Raw genomic sequence first — 12,913 nt, forward strand, 5'->3', positions numbered from 1 at the left:
TGGCAAGGTGGCCCCATGGTTGATCGGGGAGTGAGCGCCCTGTCTCTCCCGGACGACTGGCCCGCCCACCCGGACCCGATCCTGGCGCTCAACCGCATGGGCAGCTTCGACTGGGACCTGGACAGCGGTCTGTTCCACATGGACGCCCAGGCCCACGAGGTCTTCGACCTGCGCCCCGAGGAGTACAACGACCACCCCGAGACCCTGGCGATCCGCGTCCCGCGCGCGGAGGCCTACCGGCTCGACACCCTGGTCGCCCAGGCACTGAAGGACGGCAGCGAGAACTACGGCGCCTACTTCCGCATCCGCCGGCGCGACGGGAGCCTGCGCTGGACCCACACCCAGGGCTACATCCGCCGCGACGACACGGGCCGCCCCCGCAGGATCATCGGCATCGTCCGGGACGCCACCGACGAGCTCGACGAGCTCGCCGCCCGCCGTGAGCAGGCCGACCAGGACGCGGCCCGGCGCGAGCAGACCAACGTCGTCCAGCTCACCACGGCCGCCCTCGCCCACGCCCGTACCGTCCAGGACGTCATCGACGTCCTCAAGGACACCCACGGCCTGACCCATCTCGGCGCCACCAGCCTGGTCATGGGCCTGGTCGAAGCCGGCCGCATCCGGCTGATCGCCGAGGGGCCGGCGGGCAGCTTCGTCCCCGGCACCCTGATCACCCGTATCGACGAGCCCTACCCGATGAGCGAGGTCGTACGGACCCTCACGCCCCGCTTCATCGAGTCACCGGAGGAGTTCGCCGAGGGCTACCCCATCCTGTGGCCGCACCTCACCGACCTGAACATCACGGCGGCCGCCTACCTCCCGCTGATCGTCCAGGCGCGCCCGATCGGCGCCATGGGCCTCCTCTACAGCGACCGCAGCGGTTTCTCGCCGGAGGAGCGCAACGTCCTGCTCGCCCTCGGCAGCAGCATCGCGCAGAGCCTGCAGCGAGCGACCTTCTACGAGCAGGAGAAGGACGTCGCCAGCGGTCTCCAGCAGGCCATGCTGCCGCGCACCATCCCCAGTGTGCGCGGTGCCGACGTCGCCGTCCGCTACCGCTCGGCCTCCCTCGGCCGGGACATCGGCGGCGACTGGTACGACCTGATCCCGCTGCCCGGCGGACGGGTCGGCGCCGTCATCGGCGACGTCCAGGGCCATGACACCCACGCCGCCGCCGTCATGGGCCAGCTGCGCATCGTGCTGCGCGCCTACGCCGCCGAGGGGCACACCCCGGCCACCGTGATGGCCCGCGCCTCCGTCTTCCTCCACGAACTCGACACCGACCGCTTCGCGACCTGCCTCTACGCCGAGGCCGACCTGTCCACCGGGGTCGTGCAGGTGGTCAGGGCCGGCCATATCGACCCGCTGATCCGGGGCACCGACGGCAGCTGCCGCCGTGTCTCCGTCGAGGGCGGTCTCCCGCTCGGCCTGTCCGCCGAGTTCGGCAGCCTCGAATACCCCGTCGGCACCCTCGAACTCGACCCCGGACACACCCTCCTGCTGTGCACCGACGGCCTCGTCGAACAGCCCGGCGCCGACCTCGACGACGGCATGAAGGCCCTCACCGCGCTGATCAAGGACGGTCCCGACGACGTACGCGACCTGGCGGACCGCCTCATCGACGTCGCCGAGGAACGCGGCGGCGACGACGACGTCGCCCTGCTCCTGCTGCGCCGCCGGGGCCTGGACGCCCCGCGGTCCGCCGGCCGGCTCCAGCAGCACGTGGCCCCCGGCGACCCGGAGGCCCTCACCCACGCCCGCCACATGATCCGGGCCGCCGTCCGGGCCTGGGGCGCACGGGACCGCGCCGACGAGGTCGAACTGGTCGCCGACGAGCTGATCACCAACGCCCTGATGCACACCGAGGGCTCCGCGATCGTCACCCTCAGGGTCCTCACCGGCACCGACCGCCGGCTGCGCGTCGAGGTCGAGGACTCCTCCAGCGCCCTGCCGCGCCGCCGGGAGGCGGGGGAGTCGGGTGTCTCCGGCCGGGGGCTGCTCCTGGTCGACCTGCTCACGGACGTGTGGGGTGTGGAGGCGCGGGGCGGCGGCAAGTGCGTGTGGTGCGAGTTCCTGGTGGGCGGGCACCCCTGACCCGCGTGGCGCTGTCGGTGCCGGGTGGCACTCTGGACGTATGCCGGAACTTCCCGAGGTCGAAGCGCTCAAGGACTTCCTGACCGAGCACCTGGTCGGGCACGAGATCGTGCGGGTGCTGCCCGTCGCCATCAGTGTCCTGAAGACGTACGACCCTCCGCCGGGCGCGCTCGAGGGCCGCGAGGTCACCGCCGTCCACCGGCACGGCAAGTTCCTGGACCTCGCCACCGACGGCGGCCCGCACTTCGTGACCCACCTCGCCCGCGCCGGGTGGCTGCACTGGAAGGACCGGCTCCCCGACGGCCCGCCGCGCCCCGGCAAGGGCCCCCTCGCCCTGCGCGTCGCCCTGGAGACCGGCGAGGGTTTCGACCTCACCGAGGCCGGCACCCAGAAGCGCCTCGCGGTCTACGTCGTCCGGGATCCACGGGAGGTCCCGGGCATCGCCCGCCTCGGCCCCGACCCCCTCTCCGAGTCCTTCGACGAGCAGGCGTTCGCGGACCTCCTGCGACCCGAGAGACGCCAGCTCAAGGGAGCCCTGCGCGACCAGAGTCTGATCGCCGGGGTGGGCAACGCCTACAGCGACGAGATCCTGCACGCGGCGAAGATGTCCCCCTTCAAACTCGCCGCGTCCCTCACACCCGAGGAGACCACCCGCCTCTACGGGGCCCTGCGCACCACCCTCACCGAGGCGGTCGAGCGCTCCCGGGGCGTGGCGGCGGGTCGTCTCAAGGCCGAGAAGAAGAGCGGCCTGCGCGTCCACGGCCGCACCGGTGAGGCGTGCCCTGTCTGCGGCGACACCGTCCGGGAGGTCTCCTTCAGCGACTCCTCGCTCCAGTACTGCCCCACCTGCCAGACGGGCGGCAAACCACTGGCGGACCGGAGGATGTCGAAGCTGCTGAAATAGCGCACCTCCGCAACAGCCGCGGGCCCCGCGGGGGTTCAGCGGGGGTTCAGCGTCACCAGGTGCTCGCCCTGCTCGGTGCGCACCTCGTACTTGGCGATCTCGCCGGTGTGCATCGCGGTGCTGCCCCGCATGGTGATGGGGCGGGCGTCATGGCTCGGGACGGCCCAGCTGGTGACGGTCTGCTCGGAGCCGTCGTCGCCGATGGCGATCAGCCGACAGGAGCGGGGGCCCGCACCGTCCTTGATCTCCAGCTCGACATCACTGCCCATGTCCTGGTCCGTCGTGGTGATCCGCGCCCACACACCCGTCCTCGCGTCGGTCGCCGCGATCTGCGTGGCGTCGTGGTGGTCCCCGCCGGCCGCGAGCATCATGACCCCGGGCCCGGCCGCGGCGATGGCCACCGAGGCGGCCAGGCCGTACAGGAAGCGGCGGCGGGTCGCCCGGTGCCGGGTCGCCACCGCACCCATCAGCCGGTCGAGCAGCTGCGGGCCGGGCCGGGTCATGGGGTTCACGAACCTCGGCGTCGCCCGGCGGTACAGCATCATCTGACGGGTGACCGGCCCGAACTCGGTCACGTGAGCGGCGCAGCGCGCGCACTCCATGAGGTGGTCCTCGAAGCGGAAGGCGTCCGCCTCGTCCAGCACGCCGAGCGCGTACGCGGCGACGTCGCGGTGCGTTTCCTGGGACCTCATGCCGAATCCTCGTGCCGTTGGGTGCGGGGTGGGTTACTCCTTGCTCCCACCGGTACGCACCAGACCGCCGATTCACTCAAGGCACACACAGAATCGTGAACCCGGGTATTCGTAGCGGGAGGGCACGAGGATTGGTCCCGATCGAAACGAATCTAAAAAAGGTGGATGGCGAGATGCCCCAGGGGCAGTCCGAGCTGCCAGGCCTTCGTCCACACCTTCGGACCTTCGTCCTCGCCGACCCCTACGGCCCCGCCGGGCACCGCGTTCAGGTCGGGCGCGAGCAACTCGGTCTCCTCCAGCCAGCGCCAGGCCGCCTCGGCCAGATCCAGGTCGGGCGCGGGGGCGCACGATTCGGCCGCCACGGCGGTGAGATCGGCCATCCGCTCCCGTACCCAGTCCTGCCACGGCTGGTCGTAGGCGGTCAGCGACAGCCAGGTCTCCAGCTGGGTGACCACCCGGATGCCGGAGAGTTCGCCGTCCTTGTCCGAGAGGAAGATGGTCAGCGCGAGGGCGTCGCGCCCCGCGCGGAACTCCATGGACGTCGGCGGCATCAGATCGCCCGTCCTGAGCAGCTCGTCGGCGATGTACTCGGCGTACAACCAGGCCATGGGAACGACCAGTTCACCGCCGCCGGTGCCGTCCGTGCTCTCTTGACCTCTGTGCAGCATCCCTTCCTGCCTTCCTCCGGTGCGTGCGCGTCGCCCGGCGCAGGGTCCGTTGTGTGGACCCCGAGCCCCCCAGTCCGGAACACGGATGAGGACAGCTGATGGCCCAACAGGGGTCCTCAGCAAGGCGCTTTACGGAGGTTTGACTCAGCCCTCGGTTTCACCGCAGGTCGGCCGCATATCCGGGAAGCACCCGGCGCAGGGCGCGCAGCGCGTAGTACGCGCGGGACTTCACGGTACCGGGCGGAATCCCGAGGGCCTCGGCGGCTTCGGCCACACTCGCCCCCTGGAAGTACACGAGCACCAGGACTTCACGGTGCTCCGGAGTGAGTGTCTTCACAGCCTCGCGCACATCGAGGGCGGCGGCGGCCCGCTCGGCATGGTCGGCGATCACCCGGGCGTTCTCCAGCACCGCGTCCCCGACCTCGGCCGGCCGGGCCTGCCGGGCCCGCCGCGCGTCGATCGCGAGCCGCCGGCCGACGGTCATCAACCACGGCCGTACGGAGTCGAAGTCGTCGGCGCGCAGCGCCTCGGGATGCTGCCAGGCGCGCACGAGGGTCTCCTGCACCAGGTCCTCGGCGCGTTGCCGGTCGCCGTCGCAGAGCCGGAGGAGAAGCGCGAAGAGAGGCCGGCCGTGCTCCCGCTGCAGTGCGGCGAGCTCGTGCTCGGCGGTCGCCTGGTCGGTGAGGGTGGTTCCGGCCGTCATGCGCGTATGGCACCGCAGGGGGCTGCCGCGGGACAGGTCCCGTGCCGGGATCTGCGGCGGACGGTCGATCGCGTCGACGAACGGTACGACGAACGGTCCCCATGCCCGGTACGGACGGCTCCGGATGTCCTGTGCCGCGCGCCGGACGGGCTAATCGGCGGGTCGGAGCCGGGGGCGACCCGCGCCACTCCTTACGGTTTGTCAGTAAATATGACCAACATGGGGTGAGCTGATGATTGCACGCAGACAGCAGGTTGCCCTGGCTCTCACGGCCGTCCTCGCCGGAGGCGCCGCCTGCCAGGCCCAGCACCACCAAGCGGCGTCGAAGGCCGGACCCCCGGCCCCGGCCCGCGGATTCACGCTCGTCGCCTCCGGTGACGTACTCCCGCACAGCTCGATCATCGACCGCGCCCGCTTCGACGGCGGCGGCAACGCCTACGACTTCCGGCCGATGCTGGCCGGTGTGAAGCCTGTCGTCTCCCGGGCGGACCTGGCGCTGTGTCATATGGAGACCGTCTACGGAGCGAACGGCGACTACACCGGCTATCCCACCTTCAAGTCCCCGCCCGAGGTCGCCCAGGGCCTCGCCGCCACCGGCTACGACGGCTGCTCCACCGCCTCCAATCACACCCTCGACGACGGCGCCGAAGGCATCCGCCGCACCCTGGACGCCCTGGACGCCGTGGGCGTCCGGCACTCCGGCTCGGCCCGCACCGAGGCCGAGGCGCACACCGTCACGATCCTGCGGGCGGGCCCGGCGAAGGTCGCCCATCTCGCCTACACCTACGACACCAACGGCTTCCCGCTGCCCGCGGGCGAGCCGTGGGCCGTCAACCTGATGAACCAGAACCAGATCATCGCGGACGCCCGGGCCGCCCGCGGGGCCGGCGCCGATGTGGTCGTCGTCTCCCTGCACTGGGGCACCGAGTGGCAGGACGAGCCCGACCAGCAGCAGCTCGCGCTCGCCCAGCAGCTCACGGCGTCCCGCACCGGAGGCCGGCCCGACATCGACCTCATCCTCGGCACCCACGCCCACATCCCGCAGGCGTACGAGAAGGTCAACGGCACCTGGGTCGTCTACGGCATGGGCGACCAGATCGCCGGTGAGATGTTCAACAACCAGGGCGTCCAGGACCCGCGCGGCAACCAGTCGACCATCGGCCGCTTCACCTTCGCGCCACCCCGTCGGCCGGGCGGACGCTGGGAGGTGACGAAGGCCGAGTTCATCCCGCAGCTGTTCGACATCGACGCCGGTCGGGTGGTGAACCTCAACCGGGCGATCGAGCAGGGCGCGGATGTGCAGGGCGTACGGGACCGGATCAGGGACGTCGTGCTGAGCCGGGGGGCGGCCAAGGATGGGTTGGTGATGGGGAAGTAGCCGGATTGACACGCAACCGGCATATTTCATGGATTATATGACGCTTCGCCCCAATTGAGTTCAATCCACGTCCACATGGTCGAAGGTCCGCAGCATCTCCTTGAGTACGCGTACGCACGCGCGGAGCTCGGCCTCGGTCAGCTCGCCCCCGACCTGCCGGTTCAGGGCGTGCTCGCGTGCCAGGATCGCGGTGATCACGCCCTCGCCCTCGTCGGTGATCCGGATCAGTGAGGACCGCTGATGTGCGGGGTTGGGTGTGGCCTCGGCCCAGCCCCGGTCCATCGCGTCATTGACCATGCGCTGGACGAACTGCCGGGTCAGCGCCATGACCCGGCCCATCTGAGGCACCGTCATGGGCCCGTACCGGTGCAGCAGGACGAGGACGGAGCGTACGCCGACGGAGGCTCCCTCGACCTCCTCGCCCTGTTCGAGTTTGCGCAGGCCGCGCCGGTAGAGCGCGCCGATCAGGTCGAACACCTCGCTGACGCGATGGCCGAGATCGTCGGGTGGCAGGGGTGCGTCCATGTCGTTCACCCGGCCATCATGCACCGAGTCATCATGACAACCGGGTTGTCAAAGTCGACTGAGGATGACACCTTGGTTGTCATGACAGTTGCTTCGGAACTCAGCCGCTACGCATCCACCGACGGCGACCTCGCCTACCGCGACACCGGGGCGGGCGATCTCGTGGTCCTGCTCCACCCCGGCTATGTCGACCACCGCGTCTTCGACGCCCAGACGCCGGCTCTCGTCGCGGCCGGATACCGGGTGATCGCCGCGGACATCCGCGGCCACGGCTGGTCGGCCAACGCGAGCGAACCCTTCCGCTGGGCCGACGATCTCGCCGGCCTCCTCCAGCATCTGGACGCCGGTCCGGCGGTCCTGGTCGGTGTGTCGATGGGCGGCGCCGCGGCGAGCGACACGGCGATCGAGTACCCGGAGCTGGTGCGGGCGATCGTCCTCAGCGGGGCCACGACCAGTGACTTCCAGTACAGCGACCCCCGGGTCCGGGAATTCGTGACGGAGTCCGCCCGGCTGCTGCACTCCGGCGATGTCGAGGCTTGGCTGAAGGTGTTCCTGCGGGCGGTGGCCGGCCCGAACCGCACAATCGACGACATCGACCCGGCCATCCTGGAGCGATTGGCCGAGATGGCCCTGCACACCCTCGCCAAGCACACGCCGGGCGAACGGAACTGGCATGTTCCGATGGCCGACACCTGGCCCCGGGTGCCGAGGATCGACGTCCCGGTCCTCACCGTCAACGGCGCCCTCGACGCACCCGACCTGATCGCCGACGCCGAACGCTTCGCGCGTACCGTCCCGGACGGGCGCGCGGTGCTCGTCGAGGGCACCTCCCACCATCCGAACATGGAGCGCCCCGAGGAGTTCAACAAGCTGCTCCTCGACTTCCTCGGCACGCTCTGACCGAACGGCAGTACAGGAAGGAGATGCCGGCCGGTGGCCGCAGGTGACAGGGCAACATGGTGGCGCACCCTGTCACCTCACGAAGGCGGAGAAGATGACCACGCCGGCCCACCCCGTCGACCACGAGCTGATCCGGGCCGCGGCCCAGGTCGCCCGCACCCGGTGCCGGGGCGACAACCACACCATGGCGGCCGCCGCCCGCGCCCGGGACGGGCGCATCGTCACCGCGGTCAACGCCTACCACTTCACCGGGGGCCCGTGCGCGGAACTGGTCCTCATCGGTGCGGCGGCCGCGCAGGGCGTCTACGAGCTGGACACCATCGTCGCCGTGGGCGACCGCGACCGGGGAGTCGTCCCCCCGTGCGGCCGGTGCCGGCAGGTGCTCCTCGACTACTTCCCGGCCATCGAGGTCATCGTCGGCGAACGCGACCACCTCCGCACCCTCCCCGTCACCCACCTGCTGCCCGAAAGCTATGTCTGGGCCGACCACCAGCTCGACGAAGAGGCCGGATGAACTCGGCGAACAGAGCGGACGAAAGCGATGAGACGGGCGGTCACCTCGCGTACTGGAACGGCCCGGGCGCGACGAAGACCTTCACCCACCCCGTGCACCACGGCTGGCTGGCGTCCGTCGCCCGGGACGCCCGGATCCTGGACTACGGCTGCGGATACGGCCGGGTCACCGCCGAGCTGACGGACCTCGGCTTCGACGACGTGTCCGGGGTCGATCCGTCACCCGCTCTGGTCGAACGCGGCCGCAGGTCAAGGCCCGATCTGCGCCTCGCCGTACTCCCGTCCCCGCCGGCCCTGCCCCACCCGGCGGCGAGCCTCGATCTCGTCCTGCTCTTCGCGGTGCTCACCTGCGTCCCCGACGAGGCGGCACAGCGGGCCCTGATCGCCGAACTGGTCCGCGTCCTGGCCCCCGGCGGGCTGCTGTACATCAGCGACATGACCTTGCAGGAGGACGCGCGCGACCAGGAGCGCTACATCGCCCACGCCCGCCGGTTCGGCACACCGTACGGGGTGTTCGCCACCGACGACGGCGCCCTGTGCCGGCACCACGACCTCGCCGGGCTGCGCGCCCTGCTGGGGGACCTCGACCTCCTGGCCGAGCGCCGGATCGACGTCCTCACGATGAACGGTCACCGGTCGCGGGGGGTGCAACTGCTGGCCCGCAAGGGATGACGCCTACGGCACCACCGTCACCGGCCACCGTCCCGCCTTCACCAGCCGCACTGCCACCGACCCCACGATCCGGTGCCCCGCCTGCTCCGAGGCGCCCACCACCACCGCGTCGGCCTTCAGTTCGTCCGCGGCCTTCACCAGGCCGCTGTACGGATCGCCGCGGAAGGTGTGGAACTCCCAGCGCACATCGAATATCCCCTTGGTGCGCTCGGCCGCCTCACGGATCTCGGCGACGAGGTTCTCCGCGATCTCGTCGGTCGTCTCGGCGACCGGCGCCCCCATCGCCGCGCCCGCCGCCATCACCGGCTGGACATAGACCACGGCCAGCAGCGCCCGCTGCCGCCGGGCCAGCCCGCCGGCATATGCCGCCGCGCGCAGGGAGGAGTCGGAGCCGTCCACTCCGACCACGATGACCTTGGGCCCGTCCGTGCCCCGCTCGAACTGGTGCGAGTGCTGTTCCGTCACGGCTGCGAGGCTATCGGAAACCGCAGGTCCCGCCGCCGTCCGGGCCCCTTCGACGGGCGAGGCGCCCGGCGGCTTCCTACAGTCGGAACATGAGTGCCACCGCCCAGGCCGCCCCCACCGAGGACACCCCGGGTCCGATACGGCCCCCCGGCAGCGGCCCGCTGGGCAGGGTGCCCGAGGGATTCGCGGCCTTCTTCGGCGCCCTCGGACTCCTCTGCGCCCTGCTGGCCCTCATCCCACCCCTGCGCGCCCTGCTGCGCCCCGTCGTCCGCTTCCTCGACCTGCTGATCGTCCCCGTCAGCGCCAACCTCGCCTACGCCGTCTTCCTCTTCCTGCTCGCCGCCGCCACCGCCGCCCGCAAGAAGATCGCCTGGTGGCTGGTCGTCGTCTATCTGGGACTCCTCGTCCTCGACGACATCCTGGGCGTGGCGCTCGGCCTCTACGCCGCGTCCATCCCCTCCCTCGTCGTCTGCGGCCTCGCCCTCGCCGTCCTGATCGTCGCCCGCAAGGAGTTCTACGCCGCCTCCCGCCGTGCCGCCCTCCGCCGCGCCGTCGTCGTCCTGCTCGCCGGGCTCGCCGTCGGCATCCTCGTCGGCTGGGGCCTGGTCGCCCTGTTTCCCGGCACGCTGCCGGAGAGCCAGCACCTGCTGTGGGCCGCCAACCGGGTCTGCGGCGGCCTGGTCTCCGGCCGTTCCTTCGACGGCCGCCCGCCCCGCGCCCTGTTCTTCCTGCTCGGCCTCTTCGGCGCCCTCGCCCTCCTCAACGCCGCCGCCACCCTGTTCCGTTCGCAGCGCATGGAGTCCGCCCTGCACGGCGACGAGGAACCCCGCATCCGAGCCCTCCTGAAGGCCTACGGCGACCAGGACTCCCTCGGCTACTTCGCCACCCGCCGCGACAAGGCCGTCGTCTTCTCGCCGAGCGGCAAGGCCGCCGTCACCTACCGCGTCGAGGCCGGCGTCTGCCTCGCCAGCGGCGACCCCGTCGGCGACCGGGAGGCCTGGCCGCACGCCATCGCCGTCTGGCTGGACGTGGCCCGCCGGCACGCCTGGGCGCCCGCCGCGATGGGCGCCTCGGAGGACGGCGCGAGGGCCTACTCCCGCGCCGGGCTCGGCGCCCTCCAGCTCGGCGACGAGGCCATCGTGCACGTCGCCGACTTCGACCTCGACGGCCGCGACATGCGGGTCACCCGCCAGGCCGTGCACCGCGTCCGCCGTACCGGCGCGAGCTGCCGCATCCGCCGCCACGCCGCCCTTACCGACGAGGAGATGGAGGAGGTCGTCGACAAGGCCGACGCCTGGCGCGACACCGAGACCGAACGCGGCTTCTCCATGGCCCTCGACCGCCTCGGCGACCCGGCCGACGGCGACTGTCTCCTCGTGGAGGCGCTCGGTCAGGACGGCCGTCTCCTCGCGCTGCTCTCCTTCGTCCCCTGGGGCCGCGACGGTGTCTCCCTCGACCTGATGCGCCGTGACCGCAGCGCCCCCAACGGGGTCATGGAGTTCATGGTCGCCGAACTCTGCGCCGCCGCGCCGAAGCTGGGTGTACGCAGGATCTCCCTCAACTTCGCCGTCTTCCGCTCGGCCTTCGAGGAGGGCGCCCGCATCGGCGCCGGACCGGTGCTGCGGCTGTGGCGGCGGCTGTTGCTGTTCTTCTCCCGGTGGTGGCAACTGGAGGCCCTGTACCGCTCCAACGCCAAGTACCACCCCGAGTGGTATCCGCGCTTCATCTGCTACGGCGACACCGGCGCCCTCGCCCGTATCGGCCTGGCCTCCGGAATCGCCGAAGGCTTCGTTTCGGTACCGTCCCTGCGCAAACTCTGGGGAAAGGGGCACCCGAAGGGCGCGTCCAGGCCCGCCACCACCCAGGGCCTGCCGTCGCTGTCGGCGCTCGGCCTCGACGGAGGGGACGAGGCCGGGGCCGACACCCCCCTCGCGGGCCTGCCCGAACAAGTACGGCTGCGGCACCACAAGCTGGACCGGCTGCGTGCCGACGGCACGGATCCCTATCCCGTGGGGATTCCCGCACGCACCCACGCCCTCGCCGACCTCCCCGAGCGCGGTGACGTCACCGTCGCCGGCCGGGTCATGCTCGTCCGCGACTTCGGCGGCATCGTCTTCGCGGTCCTGCGCGACTGGTCGGGCGACCGCCAACTCGCCCTCACCCGCGTGGAGTCCGGCCCCGCCCTCGACCGCTTCACGGCCGACATCGACATCGGCGACCACATCACCGCGACGGGCCGCGCGGGCACCAGCGACAAGGGCGAACCGACCGTCTTCGTGGCCTCCTGGCAGCTCACCGGCAAGTGCCTGCGCCCGCTGCCCGACAAACGCCGGGGCCTCGCCGACCCCGAGGCCAAGGTCCGGATGCGCTACCTCGACCTGGTCTCCAGCCCCGACGCCCGCCGGGTCGTCCGCAACCGCTCCACCGCCGTACAGGCGCTGCGCCAGGGCCTGCTGGAGCGCGGCTATCTCGAAGTCGAGACGCCCATGCTCCAGCAGATCCACGGCGGCGCCAACGCCCGCCCCTTCACCACCCACATCAACGCCTACGACCTCGACCTCTACCTGCGCATCGCGCCCGAGCTGTACCTCAAGCGGCTGTGCGTCGGCGGCCTGGAGAAGGTCTTCGAGATGGGCCGCACCTTCCGCAACGAGGGCGTCTCCCACAAGCACAACCCCGAGTTCACGATGCTGGAGGCCTACCAGGCCTTCGCCGACTACGACGTGATGCTCGACCTCGCCCGGGAACTGATCCAGGGCGCCGCCACCGCCGCCTTCGGCACACCCGTCGCCCACAAGGACGGCGAGGAGCACGACATCTCGGGCATCTGGCCCGTGAAGACGGTCCACGGCGCGCTCTCGGAAGCACTGGGGGAGGAGGTCGACGCCGACACCGGGCTGCCGGCGCTGCGACGGCTGTGCGACCGCGCAGGAGTCCCGTACACCGCCGACGACGGCCGCGGCGACGTCGTACTCGAGATGTACGAGCGCCTGGTCGAGGAGAGGACCCTGCTGCCGACCTTCTACAAGGACTTCCCGACCGACGTCTCCCCGCTCACCCGCCAGCACCGCGTCGACCCGCGCCTGGCCGAACGGTGGGACCTGGTCGCCTTCGGCACGGAACTGGGGACCGCGTACTCGGAGTTGACCGACCCGGTGGAACAGCGCCGCCGCCTGACCGCCCAGTCGCTGCTCGCCGCCGGTGGCGACCCCGAGGCGATGGAGCTGGACGAGGACTTCCTGGACGCCCTCGAATACGCGATGCCGCCCACCGGAGGCCTCGGCATCGGTGTCGACCGCCTGGTCATGTTCCTCACCGGTCTGACGATCCGCGAGACCCTGCCCTTCCCCCTGGTCCGCCGTCGCTGACCCACCGCAGCGGGCACCCGGTGGGCCAAGCGGG

At 71.3% G+C, this 12,913-nt stretch carries 12 protein-coding genes; 7 read left to right on the forward strand and 5 right to left on the reverse strand.

Annotated elements, in window-relative coordinates:
* Positions 1–15 precede the first annotated feature (15 nt).
* Together ABZT17_RS04485 and ABZT17_RS04490 are read left to right on the forward strand one after the other, a co-directional pair.
* The gene (locus ABZT17_RS04485; protein WP_356343557.1) at positions 16–2,091 is read left to right on the forward strand and encodes a SpoIIE family protein phosphatase; all 2,076 of its coding nucleotides are present in this window, start codon (positions 16–18) and stop codon (positions 2,089–2,091) included.
* A 40-nt stretch (positions 2,092–2,131) separates the two neighbouring features.
* Positions 2,132–2,995: a DNA-formamidopyrimidine glycosylase family protein gene (locus ABZT17_RS04490; protein ID WP_356343559.1), complete on the forward strand. Its 864-nt coding sequence runs from the start codon at positions 2,132–2,134 to the stop codon at positions 2,993–2,995.
* Between the two features lie 35 nt (positions 2,996–3,030).
* Here ABZT17_RS04490 and ABZT17_RS04495 read toward each other — a convergent pair whose 3' ends face one another.
* From ABZT17_RS04495 to ABZT17_RS04505, 3 genes are all read right to left on the reverse strand, one after another.
* Entirely contained in the window at positions 3,031–3,687 is a 657-nt protein-coding gene (locus ABZT17_RS04495) for a zf-HC2 domain-containing protein (RefSeq protein ID WP_356343561.1), read from the reverse strand.
* Between the two features lie 152 nt (positions 3,688–3,839).
* Entirely contained in the window at positions 3,840–4,355 is a 516-nt protein-coding gene (locus ABZT17_RS04500) for a hypothetical protein (RefSeq protein ID WP_356343563.1), read from the reverse strand.
* A gap of 157 nt (positions 4,356–4,512) precedes the next feature.
* Positions 4,513–5,058: a sigma-70 family RNA polymerase sigma factor gene (locus tag ABZT17_RS04505; protein ID WP_356343566.1), complete on the reverse strand. Its 546-nt coding sequence runs from the start codon at positions 5,056–5,058 to the stop codon at positions 4,513–4,515.
* Between the two features lie 232 nt (positions 5,059–5,290).
* Here ABZT17_RS04505 and ABZT17_RS04510 point away from each other — a divergent pair, with 232 nt between their 5' ends.
* The gene (locus ABZT17_RS04510; RefSeq protein ID WP_356343568.1) at positions 5,291–6,436 is read left to right on the forward strand and encodes a CapA family protein; all 1,146 of its coding nucleotides are present in this window, start codon (positions 5,291–5,293) and stop codon (positions 6,434–6,436) included.
* A 60-nt stretch (positions 6,437–6,496) separates the two neighbouring features.
* On the opposite strand, the gene ABZT17_RS04515 is transcribed toward ABZT17_RS04510, so the two are convergent.
* Complete coding sequence (locus ABZT17_RS04515; RefSeq protein WP_356343570.1) at positions 6,497–6,970, reverse strand: MarR family winged helix-turn-helix transcriptional regulator; 474 nt, start codon at positions 6,968–6,970, stop codon at positions 6,497–6,499.
* 72 nt (positions 6,971–7,042) lie between these two features.
* Here ABZT17_RS04515 and ABZT17_RS04520 point away from each other — a divergent pair, with 72 nt between their 5' ends.
* The 3 genes from ABZT17_RS04520 to ABZT17_RS04530 all read left to right on the forward strand — a co-directional run bounded on the left by ABZT17_RS04520 (position 7,043) and on the right by ABZT17_RS04530 (position 9,046).
* Complete coding sequence (locus ABZT17_RS04520) at positions 7,043–7,861, forward strand: alpha/beta hydrolase (RefSeq protein ID WP_356343572.1); 819 nt, start codon at positions 7,043–7,045, stop codon at positions 7,859–7,861.
* A 94-nt stretch (positions 7,862–7,955) separates the two neighbouring features.
* Complete coding sequence (locus tag ABZT17_RS04525) at positions 7,956–8,375, forward strand: cytidine deaminase (RefSeq protein WP_356343574.1); 420 nt, start codon at positions 7,956–7,958, stop codon at positions 8,373–8,375.
* Positions 8,372–9,046, forward strand: coding sequence for a class I SAM-dependent methyltransferase (locus ABZT17_RS04530; RefSeq protein WP_356343577.1), 675 nt, complete (start codon positions 8,372–8,374; stop codon positions 9,044–9,046). The genes ABZT17_RS04525 and ABZT17_RS04530 overlap by 4 nt, the downstream gene beginning before the upstream one ends.
* A gap of 3 nt (positions 9,047–9,049) precedes the next feature.
* Here ABZT17_RS04530 and ABZT17_RS04535 read toward each other — a convergent pair whose 3' ends face one another.
* A complete protein-coding gene (locus tag ABZT17_RS04535) occupies positions 9,050–9,511 on the reverse strand; it encodes a universal stress protein (RefSeq protein ID WP_356343579.1) in 462 nt (153 codons plus the stop codon).
* An 89-nt stretch (positions 9,512–9,600) separates the two neighbouring features.
* On the opposite strand from ABZT17_RS04535, the gene lysX reads away from it, so the two are divergent.
* Positions 9,601–12,879: a bifunctional lysylphosphatidylglycerol synthetase/lysine--tRNA ligase LysX gene (gene lysX / locus ABZT17_RS04540; protein WP_356343581.1), complete on the forward strand. Its 3,279-nt coding sequence runs from the start codon at positions 9,601–9,603 to the stop codon at positions 12,877–12,879.
* Positions 12,880–12,913: the final 34 nt, after the last annotated feature.

It is taken from the genome of Streptomyces sp. NPDC005648, assembly GCF_040605395.1.
In the GTDB taxonomy this organism is placed as follows: domain Bacteria; phylum Actinomycetota; class Actinomycetes; order Streptomycetales; family Streptomycetaceae; genus Streptomyces.

Bases quoted from the DNA above. Each gene is read 5' to 3' on its own strand.
- ABZT17_RS04485 (WP_356343557.1), top strand. From the start codon at position 16: ATGGTTGATCGGGGAGTGAGCGCCCTGTCTCTCCCGGACGACTGGCCC.
- ABZT17_RS04490 (WP_356343559.1), top strand. From the start codon at position 2,132: ATGCCGGAACTTCCCGAGGTCGAAGCGCTCAAGGACTTCCTGACCGAG.
- ABZT17_RS04495 (WP_356343561.1), bottom strand. From the start codon at position 3,687: ATGAGGTCCCAGGAAACGCACCGCGACGTCGCCGCGTACGCGCTCGGC.
- ABZT17_RS04500 (WP_356343563.1), bottom strand. From the start codon at position 4,355: ATGCTGCACAGAGGTCAAGAGAGCACGGACGGCACCGGCGGCGGTGAA.
- ABZT17_RS04505 (WP_356343566.1), bottom strand. From the start codon at position 5,058: ATGACGGCCGGAACCACCCTCACCGACCAGGCGACCGCCGAGCACGAG.
- ABZT17_RS04510 (WP_356343568.1), top strand. From the start codon at position 5,291: ATGATTGCACGCAGACAGCAGGTTGCCCTGGCTCTCACGGCCGTCCTC.
- ABZT17_RS04520 (WP_356343572.1), top strand. From the start codon at position 7,043: ATGACAGTTGCTTCGGAACTCAGCCGCTACGCATCCACCGACGGCGAC.
- ABZT17_RS04525 (WP_356343574.1), top strand. From the start codon at position 7,956: ATGACCACGCCGGCCCACCCCGTCGACCACGAGCTGATCCGGGCCGCG.
- ABZT17_RS04530 (WP_356343577.1), top strand. From the start codon at position 8,372: ATGAACTCGGCGAACAGAGCGGACGAAAGCGATGAGACGGGCGGTCAC.
- lysX (WP_356343581.1), top strand. From the start codon at position 9,601: ATGAGTGCCACCGCCCAGGCCGCCCCCACCGAGGACACCCCGGGTCCG.